This window comes from Thermus caliditerrae (assembly GCF_021462525.1).
Classification (GTDB): domain Bacteria; phylum Deinococcota; class Deinococci; order Deinococcales; family Thermaceae; genus Thermus; species Thermus caliditerrae.
The window spans coordinates 60,529-74,641 of record NZ_JAKEDT010000006.1; the positions used below are offsets into that span (position 1 = coordinate 60,529).

The 14,113-nt window shown below is 65.9% G+C and carries 16 protein-coding genes and 4 pseudogenes; 7 read left to right on the forward strand and 13 right to left on the reverse strand.

Annotated elements, in window-relative coordinates; genetic code table 11:
- Positions 1-17: 17 nt before the first annotated feature.
- The 3 genes and pseudogenes from L1088_RS05250 to L1088_RS05260 form a co-directional block, all read right to left on the reverse strand.
- Positions 18-791, reverse strand: a pseudogene (locus tag L1088_RS05250) (transposase).
- A 48-nt stretch (positions 792-839) separates the two neighbouring features.
- Positions 840-1,280 (reverse strand): type II toxin-antitoxin system VapC family toxin, encoded by a 441-nt coding sequence (locus tag L1088_RS05255; RefSeq protein ID WP_234554031.1) that lies wholly within the window; start codon positions 1,278-1,280, stop codon positions 840-842.
- On the reverse strand, positions 1,280-1,540 hold the full coding sequence (locus tag L1088_RS05260; RefSeq protein WP_038044013.1) for a type II toxin-antitoxin system Phd/YefM family antitoxin: 261 nt from the start codon (positions 1,538-1,540) through the stop codon (positions 1,280-1,282). The genes L1088_RS05255 and L1088_RS05260 overlap by 1 nt, the downstream gene beginning before the upstream one ends.
- A gap of 429 nt (positions 1,541-1,969) precedes the next feature.
- Here L1088_RS05260 and L1088_RS05265 point away from each other — a divergent pair, with 429 nt between their 5' ends.
- Positions 1,970-3,073 (forward strand): spore germination YkwD domain-containing protein, encoded by a 1,104-nt coding sequence (locus L1088_RS05265; RefSeq protein WP_234554032.1) that lies wholly within the window; start codon positions 1,970-1,972, stop codon positions 3,071-3,073.
- A gap of 51 nt (positions 3,074-3,124) precedes the next feature.
- Here L1088_RS05265 and L1088_RS05270 read toward each other — a convergent pair whose 3' ends face one another.
- Together L1088_RS05270 and L1088_RS05275 are read right to left on the reverse strand one after the other, a co-directional pair.
- Positions 3,125-3,799, reverse strand: a complete 675-nt coding sequence (locus tag L1088_RS05270; RefSeq protein WP_234554033.1) for a hypothetical protein — start codon at positions 3,797-3,799, stop codon at positions 3,125-3,127.
- A 295-nt stretch (positions 3,800-4,094) separates the two neighbouring features.
- Positions 4,095-5,063: a hypothetical protein gene (locus tag L1088_RS05275; protein ID WP_234554034.1), complete on the reverse strand. Its 969-nt coding sequence runs from the start codon at positions 5,061-5,063 to the stop codon at positions 4,095-4,097.
- A gap of 1,167 nt (positions 5,064-6,230) precedes the next feature.
- Between L1088_RS05275 and L1088_RS05285 the strand changes: the two genes are divergently transcribed.
- Positions 6,231-6,464: a DUF433 domain-containing protein gene (locus L1088_RS05285; RefSeq protein WP_038044101.1), complete on the forward strand. Its 234-nt coding sequence runs from the start codon at positions 6,231-6,233 to the stop codon at positions 6,462-6,464.
- The gene (locus L1088_RS05290; protein ID WP_234554035.1) at positions 6,461-6,808 is read left to right on the forward strand and encodes a DUF5615 family PIN-like protein; all 348 of its coding nucleotides are present in this window, start codon (positions 6,461-6,463) and stop codon (positions 6,806-6,808) included. The genes L1088_RS05285 and L1088_RS05290 overlap by 4 nt, the downstream gene beginning before the upstream one ends.
- 118 nt (positions 6,809-6,926) lie before the next feature.
- On the opposite strand, the gene L1088_RS05295 is transcribed toward L1088_RS05290, so the two are convergent.
- The 6 genes and pseudogenes from L1088_RS05295 to L1088_RS05315 all read right to left on the reverse strand — a co-directional run bounded on the left by L1088_RS05295 (position 6,927) and on the right by L1088_RS05315 (position 10,356).
- Positions 6,927-7,244, reverse strand: coding sequence for a cysteine peptidase family C39 domain-containing protein (locus L1088_RS05295; RefSeq protein ID WP_234554036.1), 318 nt, complete (start codon positions 7,242-7,244; stop codon positions 6,927-6,929).
- Between the two features lie 65 nt (positions 7,245-7,309).
- Positions 7,310-7,465, reverse strand: a pseudogene (locus tag L1088_RS12590) (transposase); the annotation flags it as partial.
- 51 nt (positions 7,466-7,516) lie between these two features.
- Complete coding sequence (locus L1088_RS05300; RefSeq protein ID WP_135260249.1) at positions 7,517-7,999, reverse strand: RES family NAD+ phosphorylase; 483 nt, start codon at positions 7,997-7,999, stop codon at positions 7,517-7,519.
- A 3-nt stretch (positions 8,000-8,002) separates the two neighbouring features.
- On the reverse strand, positions 8,003-8,380 hold the full coding sequence (locus L1088_RS05305; RefSeq protein ID WP_135260250.1) for an Xre family toxin-antitoxin system antitoxin: 378 nt from the start codon (positions 8,378-8,380) through the stop codon (positions 8,003-8,005).
- 437 nt (positions 8,381-8,817) lie between these two features.
- Positions 8,818-10,035 (reverse strand): M12 family metallopeptidase, encoded by a 1,218-nt coding sequence (locus L1088_RS05310; protein WP_326490755.1) that lies wholly within the window; start codon positions 10,033-10,035, stop codon positions 8,818-8,820.
- A gap of 3 nt (positions 10,036-10,038) precedes the next feature.
- A complete protein-coding gene (locus L1088_RS05315; protein ID WP_234554038.1) occupies positions 10,039-10,356 on the reverse strand; it encodes a hypothetical protein in 318 nt (105 codons plus the stop codon).
- A gap of 42 nt (positions 10,357-10,398) precedes the next feature.
- Between L1088_RS05315 and L1088_RS05320 the strand changes: the two are divergent.
- From L1088_RS05320 to L1088_RS05335, 4 genes and pseudogenes are all read left to right on the forward strand, one after another.
- A pseudogene (locus L1088_RS05320) lies at positions 10,399-10,649 on the forward strand (IS5/IS1182 family transposase); the annotation flags it as partial.
- 311 nt (positions 10,650-10,960) lie between these two features.
- The gene (locus L1088_RS05325; RefSeq protein WP_135261135.1) at positions 10,961-11,188 is read left to right on the forward strand and encodes a ribbon-helix-helix protein, CopG family; all 228 of its coding nucleotides are present in this window, start codon (positions 10,961-10,963) and stop codon (positions 11,186-11,188) included.
- Positions 11,175-11,561 (forward strand): type II toxin-antitoxin system VapC family toxin, encoded by a 387-nt coding sequence (locus tag L1088_RS05330; RefSeq protein ID WP_135261134.1) that lies wholly within the window; start codon positions 11,175-11,177, stop codon positions 11,559-11,561. The genes L1088_RS05325 and L1088_RS05330 overlap by 14 nt, the downstream gene beginning before the upstream one ends.
- Before the next feature lie 234 nt (positions 11,562-11,795).
- A complete protein-coding gene (locus L1088_RS05335; RefSeq protein ID WP_234554039.1) occupies positions 11,796-12,590 on the forward strand; it encodes a hypothetical protein in 795 nt (264 codons plus the stop codon).
- Between the two features lie 84 nt (positions 12,591-12,674).
- On the opposite strand, the pseudogene L1088_RS05340 reads toward L1088_RS05335, so the two are convergent.
- Positions 12,675-12,959 (reverse strand): annotated as a pseudogene (locus L1088_RS05340) (integrase core domain-containing protein); the annotation flags it as partial.
- Between the two features lies 1 nt (position 12,960).
- Positions 12,961-14,111, reverse strand: a protein-coding gene (locus L1088_RS05345) for an IS3 family transposase (RefSeq protein WP_234554040.1) whose coding sequence is annotated in 2 segments (ribosomal slippage) — positions 12,961-13,874 and positions 13,874-14,111 — 1,152 coding nt in all. Because the reading frame shifts where the segments join, the coding sequence is not laid out codon by codon here.
- Between the last annotated feature and the right edge of the window lie 2 nt (positions 14,112-14,113).

Here is a 14,113-nt window from a genome sequence, read left to right on the forward strand (position 1 = left end):
ATAACCCAAGTTGCCACCTAGGCGATTTTTTGTGCGATAAGCCTGAGGTTGTGAGCCAGGACGAAGAGGAAGACCTTCAGGACAAAGCCCTCCGGGGTGACGGCATGGATGCGGCGGAGAAAGAGATGGTGGAGCATGCTGCCCACCGTCTCCACCACCCTCCTACCCAGGATGGCCAGGTACTGCAACCAAGGCACGTACCGCCGGCTGTTCCTCCTGCGGATGACCATGGGAACCACCCCCTGGGCCTCCCGGAGGAGGTCTTCATAGAGGTGGCTCTCGTACCCCCGGTCCAGGTACAACTCCTTGCCCTCCTCCACCTCCAGAGGCAGGAGCAAGAGGGAGGTCAGGTCGTGGAAGCTCCCCGGGGTCAGGTTCAGCTCATGGACAAACTTGCCGTCGTCCACCAGGAGGTGGAGCTTGAGGCCGTGGAAGAAGGCCCGCTTGCTGGGGATGTAGCCCCAGTAGACCCCCCTGGGGCCAAGCGGGACCTTTGCCCGATGCAGGCGGGGGTTGGTCAGCCGTGAGGCTACGTTCCAGCGGCTGGGGGAGGGGATGTGGCTGAAGAGACGGAGTTCTTTGGCCAAGGCCAGGGCTTTGTTGTGCTTGCCGCTCAGTTCCATGGCGGCCAGGATGGCTAGGGTGAGGATGGCGCTGGTGGGCACCTTGGTCTGGGGGTCAGGAACATAGCCTACGGCTGACCTTTGTGCCCCATGGCCTTGAGGGCGTCAGCAAGGTAGCCCTGCGGGCTGACCTATGATGCAGAAGGCCGCTATGATGCGCTCTAACATATCGGCCGCTATTTTTTCAGGCCTCGGGGTAGGTGGCAACTTGATCCCTTAAGCCATATCCCGAGGCCACACCTTCAGGTACCTCGCCGCCACCCGCCAAAGCCCCACATCAAAGGTGGCCATGAGGACAGGCACCCCCAAGGTCTCCTGCCAGAGAAGGGCCGCGGCCAGATGGGTGGCGTCATAGCCCCGCAAACCTTCCCGCCAGGCCAGGTCCCGCGCCATCTCCAGGAGGAGATCGGTCACCCGCAGGCGGTGCAAGCGGGGCCAATCCTCCAGGAACGCACCCAAGGCGCTTTGGCCCTCCTCCCGCGCCAGGGCTCCCGTGCGCACCGCTTTGGCCAGGGCGGCGGCCATCTCCACTTGGGCCACCGCCGCGGTGCCCACGGTCTCAGCCCCGCGAAGGAGGGTCCGCACCTCGTCGCTGCCCGCCTCGGCCACGTAGCGCTTGACCAGGGCGCTGGTGTCCAGGTAGACCACCGGGGCCACTACCGCTCCTCCACCAGGAGATCCGCCACGCTGGCCCGGCTATAGGCCACAGGCTCCCGGTCGGGAAGCCGCCCCTCCCCCAGGTCCAGAAGGCCCAAGGTGGCCAGCGCCTGGAGGCGGGCCTCGAGGCCTGAGCCTTCGGGCACCAGGCGGGCCACGGGCCTCCCCCGGTCCGTCAGGAGCAGGCTCTCCCCTTGGCGCACCTTGCGCAGGTAAAAGCCCAGACGGTTCTTGAGGAGGCGGAGGGGCACCCGTTCCATGTAGCTATCTTATCACAGCAAGTAGCTGCATCTGAGGGCCTTTGGGAACTCCAATGCTCTTCCAGGTTTCTCTATTCCTGCAGATGAGCCTCCCAAACTCCAAGAGGTGGACCAAAAACAAGAAGCCGTAAAATGACGGCATGCGCAGGAAAAGCCCCTTGCCTTTGCCCCGGCTTGCCCTTGCAACCCTCTCGGCTCTGGCCCTCCTCCTCTCCGCCTGCCAGAACCTCGTTCAGGTGCCCAGGCCCCCCGTGGAGGCCCTGGCGGGGACGGGGGAGCTCCTCGAGGCCCGCCCCGGCGAGACCCGCCAGGTGAAGGTCCGCCTGGCCCAGGGGGCGGAGAGTGCTGAGGTCTACCTGCGCCTGGCCGACCCCTGCGCCAAGGGCACGAGCTACTGCCCCGGCTGGGACGCCACCCGCTACCCCCGGGGTGGAGCACACCCAGGAGCGGTTCACCCTCACCGCCACCAACCTCGAGGCCACCTTCACCCTCAGCGTGGCCCAGGACGCCCTGCCCCAGGGGCCCTTCAAGTGGGAGCTGGTGGCGGTGGACCAGGGGGGCAGGGAGTGGACCTTCCCCGTGTACCTGCGTATCCCCTACGGGGACCGGGGGGCGGTGGAGACCCTGCGGGAGTGGCGCGCCCGGGCCGGCCTCCCCGGCGTGGTGGAGGAGGATCCGGAGTGGGCCTGGCGGGCCTGGCTCCACAGTCGGTACAGCGCAATGAACGGTGCCAGTAGTCTTCCCCACGACGAGGACCTCTCCCAGCCCTTCGCCAGCGAGGAGGGGCGGGGTGCAGGACGGGTGGGCAAAGAATGGGGGCGCCTTGGTCTACAGAACGAGCGCCCCTCTTGGTCTCCGGACCAAAGCCCGATCAACGCATGGATGGCCGCTCCCTTCCACCGCTTCAGCCTCATCTACCCCTGGTCCCTGCGGGTGGGTCCGGGCATCTACCGGGACGTGCTCCCCTGGAACGGGGTAATCTTCGGCCACACTCGGGCTACCCTCCCCTACTTCTCCTCCTCATCGACCCCGAACCCTGGGGTGCAGGAGGTGCCCTTCCCCGTCCCGGGGATGCGGGTACCCGTGGCTTCCTTCAACGGCTACGAAGACCCCAACCCCGCCTACCCCTGCCTCCACCCCGAACTCCCCAGGCAACGCCCCTTCTTCAGCCAGCCGGGGCTCGACTGGAACGCCAGCGGGCTGCGGCCCTTCGGCTTCCCCGTCACCCTCATGACCTTCGCCCAGGCGGACACCGAGGTCCTGGAAGCCCGGCTGGTGAGGGTGTCCGACGGGGCGGAGAACCCGGTCTGCGCCTACGGGAGCCTGCAGTACTGGGAAGACCGCGGCTTCTGGCGGAACGCGGCCCTCTCGATACTCAACGATTTGGGGGCGGTCATCGTCCTCCCCCGCGAGCCCCTCACCCCTGGGGCGGAGTACGAGGTCTACCTGAAGGCTCGGGTTGGCTCCCGGGTGTGGGAGAAGACCTGGCGCTTCCAGGTGGAAACCCCGGAGAACCTTTGGCCCTTAAGGTGAGGGCAACGGGGAAGGGGCGGGGTATCCCCCGCCCCCCTCTTGCTCAACCCCTCAGCGCCTTTCCCTCGCTGCCTCCTCCACTCCGGCGGCGCACCGGGCGGCCTGGGGAGAGGGGAGGACGAGGCAGAGCTGCCGGGCCCGCCCTGCGTCCTGCACCATCCCCAGGAGGACGCTGCCCAGACCCTGGGCGCAGAGGCTCCCATCGGCATCCGCCTGCGTGCACAGCTCCCAGGCGGGCTTCAGGTTCTCCCCTGGCCGCCGCTTCACCATCTCCACAGCCGCCCCCAGATGGCAGTTGAGACGGAGGGAACCTTCCGCCTTGCTACACTCCTCTTCCACCCGCATCCTGCCTCCCAAGACATAAGCGCCCAGCCCCATGCGCCGTGCGCAGGCTCCCGGGTCCGGAAGCCGCTCGCAGAGCCGCACCGAAGAAGGGAAGTCCAGCAAGCGCACGGCCACCGCCTCGGAGCAGACCCGGCCGGGCATTCCGGAGAGCCCCCGGCAGTACCTCTCAGGGAGGCCCTTGATCTCCTTGGGGATGCGGGTGCCGAAGTAGCCTTGAAGGCAGGCGGCCTGGCTTTCCGACGCACGGCACACCAGTGCCGCCAAACCCGGAGGCAAAAACGCCATGGCCCTTCCCTGGCGGTGGGCAGGGGTGCCTGGCCCTTCCTGGTAGCGGGCGGCCAGCACGTAGAGCACCCCAAGAGCCGGGGCTGTTAGCAGCATCAGGAAGCCTAAGACAAGAGCCTTTCGTTTCACGAGCACTCCTCCTTGCGCATGGACCACGGGCGGCCTTTCCCGGCCTCGGTTGCCCCAGCCCTCCAGCAATCGGCGTCTGCTACTAGCCCTTGTACCGTAGCGCTTTCCTCCTCGTAGCCTAGCGCCGCGGAGCGGGAGGGGCCTGCCGGTAGCCTTAGCGCCCCTGTGCGGCGAGTGGGGGAGGGGTTCGCGGGGAGGTCAGGAAGCCTTGCCGGGGGAGCCTGGAAGCCTTTCTGAATAGCCTTCACCAGCGCACAGGAGGTTAGGGGCATCTAGAGTAAGACGGCAGGCAGAGCACGGTCTTCGATACATCGAAGTTCGTTGCCCAGTACAAAAACGGGTCTGGACCGCTGTAGGTGGCTATCAGAACCCACTTTGGGTCAGACCACTCGTAGATTCTGGCAACCGAGGGAGGCGAGCTTCCGCCTCCACGGTCGGGCCGGCAATCTTCGGTCCTCTGCGTGTCCACCAGCCGACTCTCCACCCTCGAGGTGAACTGCGCCGTCCCCCTCGAGGACACCCCCACCACCCCTGGGCTCCAGACCTTCCAGTCCTCCCAGGTCTCGGTGACGGTGACGCTCCCGGTGTGGCCCGAGGGGTAGCTTTGCGTCCGGGTCTGGGTGTAGGTGCGCAGGAGCTGGGAAGCGGGGGCGGTGTAGGCCCCTGGGGCGACCTGGCGGCAGCTTCCGTCTTCACACAGGGTGCCCGGCAGGGGGCCGGAGTAGGACGCGGAAACCCCCGAGCTTCCATAGGAGCGCACTACCGCTTCGGTAGGGGAAACCGACTGCAGGGTGTAGGTCTCCGTCCAGCTCACCCCGCTGCCAGAGCGGGAAACGCTCACCTCCGAGGAAGCGCTGGTGCTGTACCTGCCGGGGAGGGCCCGGACGCTCTGGCTCCCGCCCCCGCCCACGGTGGCGGAGTAGCCCCCCGCCGAAACCGTGGCCGCACCGTCAGCGGTGAGGCCGCTCACCGAGAAGGTGAGGGTGCCGGAAACGATGCTGTACTGCACGCGCACGACAATCGGCAGGTAGCTGTAGAGCACGCCCCGCCAGGCGGAGGGGCTGGGCTCCCACGCCGTCAAGGCATCGGACCAGACCACCCTGGCGTCTACGCTGAGATTCCCCGTGGACACGTTGGAGAAGGTAGAGGTGGCGCGGAAGGTGCGGGTGTAGTTGGGGGCCCCCAGGGTCAGGTCCCCGCCCCCGGGCGGGGCGGGGTTCTGGCGAGGCACCAGGGCAGAGAGGGGAAGAAAGGTAACCTGGAGGCATACTCCAGGCAACCCTCGGTTTCTCCCAGGTGCAAGGCATTGCGCACACCGCGAGCGCAAGGGGGGGGGCCGAACTTGGCCCTAAGGGAGCGGTTGCGCACACGGTGTGCGTCTTCGGATTTCGGGGAGGAACTGCCCGCGCTGGTGCCCCCAGGCCTCAAACTCAATCCCAGGAGGCCTTCCTCCAGCTGGAGGCTTCCCTCCCCGTAAAAGGGGCTGGGGCACCTGAACCCCACGCGCCCTCCCCAAACCTCACCCTGGACACTACTCCCTTCCTGCCACATGGGCCTTAGGTCTACCTCGTTCATCCTCTTCTACTGAAACGCAGCCCCTGACTCACGCCCGGACCTCGAGGCCCACCCCTCCCCCGGTCCCCCGGGGTTTCCGGGGGGTTTTGGGGGCCTCGAGGGGAAGGGTCAGGAAATGGCAACCCCTGCCAAAGGCTGTCCCAGACGGGATTCTAGCCGTCTAATCCTACACCGCAATCTGAAAACGCTGGCAAGCCTTGCCAGCCTGCGGGCTAAGGGTCCTATGTCGGTTTTCCCTAGCAGTTTCCCTGTCTCGACCCAACGGGTACCCCCAAGCCTCCTGGGCCGGACGCCCCCCAGCACCCGGTTGGACTCTCACCTCGTGATCGAAAGCCAGGGCCCTAAGCAGCCACCCCTTAGAATCCCCAGGGCGGCAACCAACAGACCCGGAGATGAGGAGGGTATGGGCTAGAGGCTGACCTTGGACTACCCCAAGGAAGCCCGCAGGTAGGCGGGCCTTTCCTGGAGACCAGCGGACTCCGCAAGATGCGGGCTGCGCCCGTGACCAAGCTCCTGGTCCAGGAGGCTGTTTCAGAGATCGCCCGCGAGGCTTTCTTGGCGGTAGGGGCTTGTGCCTCTGTCTTGACGGAAAGCACAGGCGTTCTGCACGCCATTTATCGTGACGGGCGCCTCGGCAGGCCCCAGCTCCGCAAGGCGTTGCGGGGACTCTATGACCTATGGGAAGGGCTTACCGTAGTGGTGCCTGGGTGCGCTACCTTTCAAGCCGCGGCGGAGCTTTGCGCCTGCAGGTGGCGATCCTCGAGCCCTTGGTGTACGGCCTCTTGGGGGGACAAACCGCCTTTTGCCTTACCATAAAAAGGGTATGGAAGGGGCCATCGTGGTGGACCCGGAGGTCATGGGCGGCAAGCCCGTGGTGGCGGGCACCCGCATCACCGTGGAGGAGATCCTGCGCCGTCTGGCGGCAGGGGAGACCCCCGAGGATATCCTCCAAGCCTTTCCCCGGCTCACCCCCGAGGGTCTACGGGCGGCCCTCCTCTACGCCGCAGAAGCAGTAGGAGGGGAGCGGACTTACCCCTACCCCGAGCGGGCGGCATGAAGCTCTTGGCGGATGAGGGGGTAGACGCCCCCATCGTGGGCAGGCTCCGGGGAGAAGGGCACGAGGTTCTCTACGTGGCGGAAATGCGCCCAGGCATAAAAGACCCCGAGGTCTTGGCCTTGGCTCGGGAGGAAGGGGCTTTACTCCTCACCACGGATAAGGACTTCGGGGAGCTAGTCTTCCGCCAGGGGCTCCTCAGCACTGGGGTCTTGCTCCTGCGCCTGGAGGGGCTGCCTTTTTTGGAAAAGGCGAACCGGGTGGCCTGGGCCCTGAGGGAGCACGGAGTGGAGATGGTGGGTGCCTTCTCCGTACTGAACGGTAAACGGCTGCGGATACGGAGATGACACAGGACAAGCCCCTGGCCAGAAACCCCTCCACCAGAACCACCCCCACCACCCAGTACAGCTCCGGCCGGGTCACGTGGAGGATAACGGGCAGCCCCCCGCGGGTAAAGTAGGTCTGCTAGCCCTGAAGGTCCATGCGGTAGCGCCCCAAGGGCAAGCCCCGCTCCCCCGAGGCCTGCACCAGGCTCAGGGCGTTGAGACCCCCATCCAGTCCCTGCTGGTGTTGAAGGGCCCCCTCCAGCATCTCCCCCTCCGTGGCCTCCAGACCAAAGAGGCGATGCAGGGTGGCCAGGGCCGCAGCCCCGCAGGTCTCCCAGGAGGTTTGGGGAATGGTACCGACATAACGCAGCTCAGAGAGAGTTTTAGGCTTGGAACTGGCCAGGCCCAAAAGGGCCAGGAAGGGAACGAGAACCAGGGTGAGGATTGTCCGCTTCATGGAACGGGCAGGCTGACTGTGGGGTCACAACAGCCACTTCCTTCGTTTGCTACCTCAGAGCTCCACCCCCGCATCTTCAGGAGGACCCAACTCCGGACGACGTTGTGGGCCAAGAGAATGAGGTTCACCCTTGCCACCAGCCCCCAGTAGGACCGGGCCTCCATCCGGTGAAGGCCAAAAGGACGCACTATCACGCTTAAAGCCGTCCCAATCAAGTTCCTTCCTTGTTCGCGAAAGCTCTCTTTCGCGAAGGACAGGTCCGGGGCCTGAGGCTAGCCCCCCAGCCCCCTTGCCCGGGCCCAGAGGCCCTCGAGGCGCGGATCGGGAAGGAAGGGGAAAGGCCCCTCCACCCGCACCTCCCGGAAGGCAGGATGGCGGGGATTGAGGACCAGGTTCCACCCCTCGGGCACCAGGACGGAAGGCACCCGCAGGGCCAGTCCCTCGCCCGCTTCTAGGAAAGCCCGTCCCACTTCTTGGGTGGAGGCCGGGTAGGGCAGGTTCCGCCAGTCCGGGGGCAGGGCCTCGGGTTCGCGGATCAGGGCCTCGGGTACCTCCAGGCGGAAGTAGACGTAGCCCCTTAAGGAGGAAAACTCCAGGGCGTAGGCCAGCCACTCCAGGACCGCCAGGGCCAGGTGCTCGCTGGCGTAGACCGCGGGGAAGCCCTTGGGGTTCCAGCGCCCGCCCCTTAGGGCCGCACCCCTCCCGCTGAGGGCCTCCGGAGCGTGGGCCTCCTTCACCAGGCGGTAGGCCCGCATGGGCTAGAGGTAGACCCCTTCCTCCAGGTTGTCCAGGAGGTCCAACACCGCCTCCAGCCCCGCCTCGTTGCCCGCGAGGTCCAGGGGCCTCCGGCCCCCCAGGGCCGGATTGGGGGCCTTGAGGAAGCGGCGGGCCCGGGCCTCGTCCCCGTGGAAGAGAAGGGCCCTTTCCCAGAGGCGGTAGAGGCGGTAGAGGCGGTCGGAGAGCTCGGGGGTGAGCCTCGGGCCTTGGCGCTGCAGGGTTCTGGGGGTGGTGCGCAGGGCCTGGGCCAGTTCCCCTTGGGTGAGCTCCAGGCTTCTGCGGACCTCCTCCAGGGCTTCCCTCGGGAGCCCTTGGGCCACCAGTTCTGCCCGGGCCAGGGGGGTGGCGGGTAGGGTCATGAGCTTATTGTCGTATTTGAAGCGACCACATGCAACCCCCGGGGACAAGGGATGGGCACGGGGCGGGGCCTACCCGCGGTTTTTGGAAAGGGACCGGCCCTAGAAAGGCCGTGAAGGCCCTCGATCCCAAGGGAAAGGAGGCTGCCTATACCATCCATCCCTAGCGGCATGCCTTTTCATGGTTGCCTGCCCGCTTTTGGCCATCCCGACCAGGATGCGGAAGCCTATTCGGGGACCCTGGCGCAAGCGGTGGCGGGGGTGGGGTTGGCGGCGGTGGAGTCCAAGGGAGTGATCCGCAGGCACACCTCCTGGCCCGCTCTTCCCTCCAGCCGTAAGAGGGCCGTGTACAGGGGCTGGGCTCGATCGCTGGAAAGGTCTCTATAGGGAAGAGCGATGGAGGCCCCGTTCACCGTGCCCTCGAGGGCGTACCGCTTGGCTCAGGTCCATTCAGCAAAGGTGAGAAGAAGAGTTTCCCGTCCCGCGGGTTCTAGGCGCAGGAGGGTCAGGACGTCGGGATAGCGGTAGCAGGCCCGAGTGTAGGTGATCTGGTAGGTTTCCCCGCCCTGGACCCTAAGCCCCACAGTTTCCGCCTGGAAGCCCAGAGAGGGGCAGGGCTTGGCCTGGAACAGAAGCGTGGCGCTCCCCCCTGCCGGGATCTCGGCGGTCTGGGGCGTGGCCCCCTGCAGCCACGTGCCCTCGAGGACTACTCCTTCTAGCCAGGCGTCCACCGCTCCCACGTTGAGGACCTCCTGGGGAAAGCTGTAATTGGTGGTGAAGGTGGTCTGGTGGAACCACCACCGGAGCCGGACCATGGGGGCGGTGTAATAAAGCCGTATAGACTCGATGTCCCCAGGGCTTAGGCCCTGACTCTGACCGATACGCTCAGGAGGAATCCCGTTTTTAGGAAGGATGGTGTAGTTGCCGTTCTTCGAGAAGGCCTTGGCTCCATAGTGCATAACGGACTCGTAGTCGTAGGTCTGGTAAAGCTTGCCCCTGCCCCCGATCTTGGCAAACTGGGGCCAAGATTCCTCCTGGATGTTTTCCCAGAGAATCTCCACGTACTCGTCACGGTCCGCCCGGCTTTGCTCGTGCAGGAATCCTAGGGCGTGTAGGATCTCGTGCACCACGGTGCCTACGGACGGAACCCCGTTCTGACCGCAGTAGACGTCCAGATCCTGGGGTCCCCCGATCCGCCCGAGATAAGACCAGCAGGTTTCCGGTCTGCCATCGCTGATAAAGCGCACATAGTCCGCCTGGTCGGTGCGCTCCACCAGGCGGATGGAAGTCTTCTCGTGGATGTGGGCGATGGCCTCCTGGATGCGGGCCCTCTGGTCCGGACTTACCCCCGGATCGATCGTGTAGGGAACCACGCCACCAGGCCAAAGCCGCCCCCAGGCTATGGGATCCTGGGCCAACCCCTGGGGCGCAAGGGTAGAGGGCGGAATGGGGCTTTGCGGGACCAAGATGTCCCCCTGGATCACCACATACCCGGGGGGTGCCCAGGGTACCCGCTGCCCCATCACCCGTACCTCGCTCCCGTCAGGAACCATGAGCCACACGGGTTCCCAGGCTGAGGTGTCCCGCGGGCTCCCTGGGTCCAGGGCACACCCCGTGAGGAGTAAAAGAACCATCGACAACCAAACGCTTCCCTTCATGGCTTACCTCCCACAACCTGCCAAGCACGGGGCCACCGCCAGGTGGAAGTCCAGGGCGCGTTCCAGGTGGCCAAGCCGCACAGAAACTCGAGCGGGCGCCGAGACCAGGGTCCAGACCTCGACCGGGTCCGGCCCCGTGAGCTCCAGCACCAGGCGGTCAGCTTGGGACCGCTCGGCGAGGAAGCGGTAGCGAACCTGGTCGACCCCTGTACCGACCAGACGCCCCGTGAGGTTGACCCGGTAGGCCCTGGGTGGGGCTACGAGGTTCCCGCTCAGCTCTATGGCTAAAGCCAGCTCCGCCTGACCGCCAGCGGGGACCACCCTGGGGAGGATACCTGGGCCAGCTGGAAATCCCCTGCGATGGGGGAGAAGGTGGCCTTTGTGGACCAGGGGTACACGGGAGAGAGGGCGGCGGAGGCGGCGAGGCGGGGTTTTGTGCTGTTGCCGCGGCGGTGGGTGGTGGAGAGTTTGATTGGCTGACGCGGTTTCGGCGGTTGGTGCGGGACTATGAGCGGTTACCCGAGACGGTGGCGGGGCTGCACCTCTTGGCTTTTGCCATGCTCCTCCTGAAGAGGTTTGTGGACTTGCTGGGCAAAGTCATCAACACGCTCTAGACAAAACTTTTCTCCCCACCCCCCATCTCCCTTTGGATGAGCGATCCTAGGGGGTGAGGTGGCCCGCGGTCCGGTCCAGCCAGGTCTATCGCACCAGCAGAAACAGGAACGCCGTTTCCCCCAGGGGGGGTGGTCTCTCGGTAGCCCGCAACTTGGCAAAAACCCTGTTTTAGGCGGGATCTTTTTGGTGGAAAGGTAGCAGGGGCTTTACAAAGCGGAGGGTTCTCTTCTGCCCCAGTAGCGGGTGGCCTAACGCTCAAGGCCCCCCAGCAGGAGCGGGGAGCGGAAGGGGCGTGTTATGCTATGCGTGTATGCGCCTAACCGTGCACCTCCCCGAGGACCTGGCCCGCCTCCTAAGGCAGGCGGCGGAGAACGAGGGCAAGTCCATGAGCGCCCTCACCGCCGAGGCCCTGGAGGCCTACCTGAAGGAGCGCCGGCGGAAGGCCCTGGGCCTGGAGGTCCTCCGGCGGGCAGGGAAAGCCCGCGTGGCCCCGGAAGCCCTCCGGCTCCTGGAGGAGGGGCGGCGTGACCGCCCTTGACACCGGTTTCTTCCTCCGCCTCCTCCAGGGGCACGAGGGGGCCAGGGCCAAGTGGGAGGCCCTGGTGGAGGGGGAGGAGGGGGTGGTGTCCGGCCTCTCCCTGGTGGAGCTCCTCCGCTTGGTCCTCAAGGGGGCCCTGGACCGGGAGGACGGGGAGCTTCTCCTAAAGGCCATCCCCGCGGTGTGCCGGGTGGTCTGGCCAGACTGGGGCATCGGGGAGAGGGCGGCCCGGCTCTCCCACGGGCTTCACCTTCCCCTGGTGGACGCCCTCATCCTGGCCACCGCCTTGGAAGCAGGGGCCAAGGAGCTCTGGACCGCGGACCAACACCTGGCGGCCTACGAGGGCAGGCTGCGGGTGGTGCTGCTGGGGTGAACCGCCCCCTCCTCCGCCAGGCCCCCCAGGGGCGGGTGGCCTAGGCGGCCTCTTTGGGGCCCCTACCCCAAATGAACCGCGGGTCCCCCCACCGCCTCGGGGAGCGGGCTCCCCGTGACCAGGGCGTGCAGGACCAGGGGGTCCAGGTCGATCCCCCCGGGCCAGGCTGCGAGTTCTCGACCTGCTTCCGCTGGTACCTGGAGATGGGGGAGAGCCTGGTGCTAACCTGATGCGGTGGAATCGGCCTACGCTGTGTACGTGGACGAGTATGGGGAAACGGGTGGGGATCTGCACTCCCCTGGCCAACCCTTCCACGTGCTTTTTGCCACGCTGGTGCGCGCTGGAAGCCCTTACCTGGCCTTGGAAGGGGCCGTGAGGGAAGAGGCCTTAAGGCTCGCTGCCAAACTGGGGCTGCGCCACCTGGCCCCTCTACACGCGGTGGAACTCTATCAGCGCACGGGGCTCTACCGCGACCCCCCTTCTGGGGAACGGCTAGGGGTGCCGGAGGCCCTGGAAGCCTTTCACGCTATTTTGGAAGCCATAGCCCGAGGGGCCGCGGGCTTCTCTGCGGTGTGGGTGGAAAAGCAGGACTTGGCGGAGCGCTTGGGCTTGAGGCGGGGAGATCGGGAGCTGGGCTTTCGCCTGCGTCAGGCCCTTTTTGCCTTGCTTCTGGAGGAGGTAAACGACCGCCTCGAGGCCCTCAATGGCTATGGGTTTCTCTTCTTCGAAACCCGCATGCCCGAGGACCTCCGCTTCTTGACTCAGGCTGCGCCCTTTGAAGCCCTCCGGGGCCAAGGGGGAGGGTTCCGCCTTCTGGGGGTGCCCGCCCCTGTGGGAAAGGGGCACCTCCTGATGGCCGCCGCAGACTTTCCGGCGTATGTGTACGGCCACTTCCTGAAGACCCAGGGAGGATACGCACCTCGGCGGGAAGACCTTTGGCAGGCCTTCCAGGGACTCGTGCAGCCTCTACTTAGGGAGCGGAATGTGGGGGCGGCGGTGGCCCAGAGGCTGGTGCGTGGCGAGGGATGAGGTGCTTGGGTGCCTTGGAAAACGTACTAGGCCCGGGCGTAGCCCGGGCCCAGTCCCTGCCTCAAGCATAGGGCCTCCCGGAGGCTACGTCAACGGGGTGTAATTGGCCACTACATTTGAGACACCTTGGGGAACCGACCCCTCCTGCATCCTAGCCAGAAACTCCAAGGGAGCAAGGCCCCCCAGAGCCCTGTGGGGTCTCCTGCGGTTGTAGTGGTCAAGGTAGGCCTTGAGCTCCGCCTGTAGCTCCCTAACCCCCGTGGGCAAAGGTCGGGTGTAAAACTCCTCCCTAAAGGTCCGCTGTAGCCGCTCCACATGCCCGTTGAGCTTGGGGCTCCGGGGAGGCAGCACAAAAAGGTGTACTGCTACCCTAAATTTGGACCACTCCGCCACCCAGTTTAGTCAGATTTTCACCTCCGTTCAAGCAACGCTCCGCAAAGGCTACAGGCGTCAAATACCCCAAGGCAGAATGGGGGCGCTTGCGGTTGTACACCTCAAAAACAAAGGCCTCCACCGATGCCCGCACCTCCTCTAGGGTTCGGTACTCCCGCAAGTCCACCCACTCTTCCTTTATGGTCCTGATCAACCGCTCCGCATGCCCGTTCTCCCATGGCCTCCCCCTCCCCGCATAGCTCAGCCTTACCCCAAGCCCTACCAATCGTTCCACGTACCGCCTGGAGGTGTACTGCACCCCCTGGTCCGAGTGATGGACCCGCGGCACCCCCTCCCGCAAGGCCTGCTCCAAGGCCGCCAAGGCCAGTCCCTGGGACAGCCTCCGCCCCAAGGACAACCCCAGCACCCGGCGGGTGTAAAGGTCCATCACCACCGCCAGGTAAGCCGTCTCTTCCCCCAGGACCACGTAGCTCAGATCCGCTACCCACACCTCGTCGGGCGCCTTCACCTCAAGCCCAGGCAGCAGGTTGCACCCTTCCCCTAGGGGAAGAACCCCAGGGAAAGAGGTCTTGAGCTTGGGAGGGTGCCGGGGAAGGAGCAAGCCTTCCTCCCGCATCAAGGAGCGCACCCGCTTGTCCCCTATCCTAAACCCCTCCTCCCGCAGGAGCGCCCCCAGGCGGCGGTAGCCATAGCGGGGCCAGGTGCCCGCCAACTCCCGCAACCGTGCACAAAGCCTCTCTTCCTCCTCCCCAAGGCCCTTGGGGCGGTAGTAGAGACTGCTGCGGGGAACCTCCAGGAGGCGACAGAGCAGGCGGAGGGGATAGGCTTCCCCCAAGGCCATCACCAGCCGCCGCCTTTCCTTTGCCGGTAGAGTGCGGAGGCTTTTTTTAGGACCTCCAACTCCAGGGCCAGCTGGCCGGCCAAGCGTTCCAGCTCGCGGATACGGGCCTCTTGCTCGCTGCAGCCGGAGGCAAAAGCGGCATGGGCGTTTTCCAGGAACTCCCGCTGCCAGCGGTAGAGCACCGACTCCGCCACCCCATGGACTCTAGCGGCCTCAGCGACGCTCCTTTGGCCGGATACCAACTCCAACACGATCCTCGCCTTGTCCTTCGCCGACCACTTGCGCATCT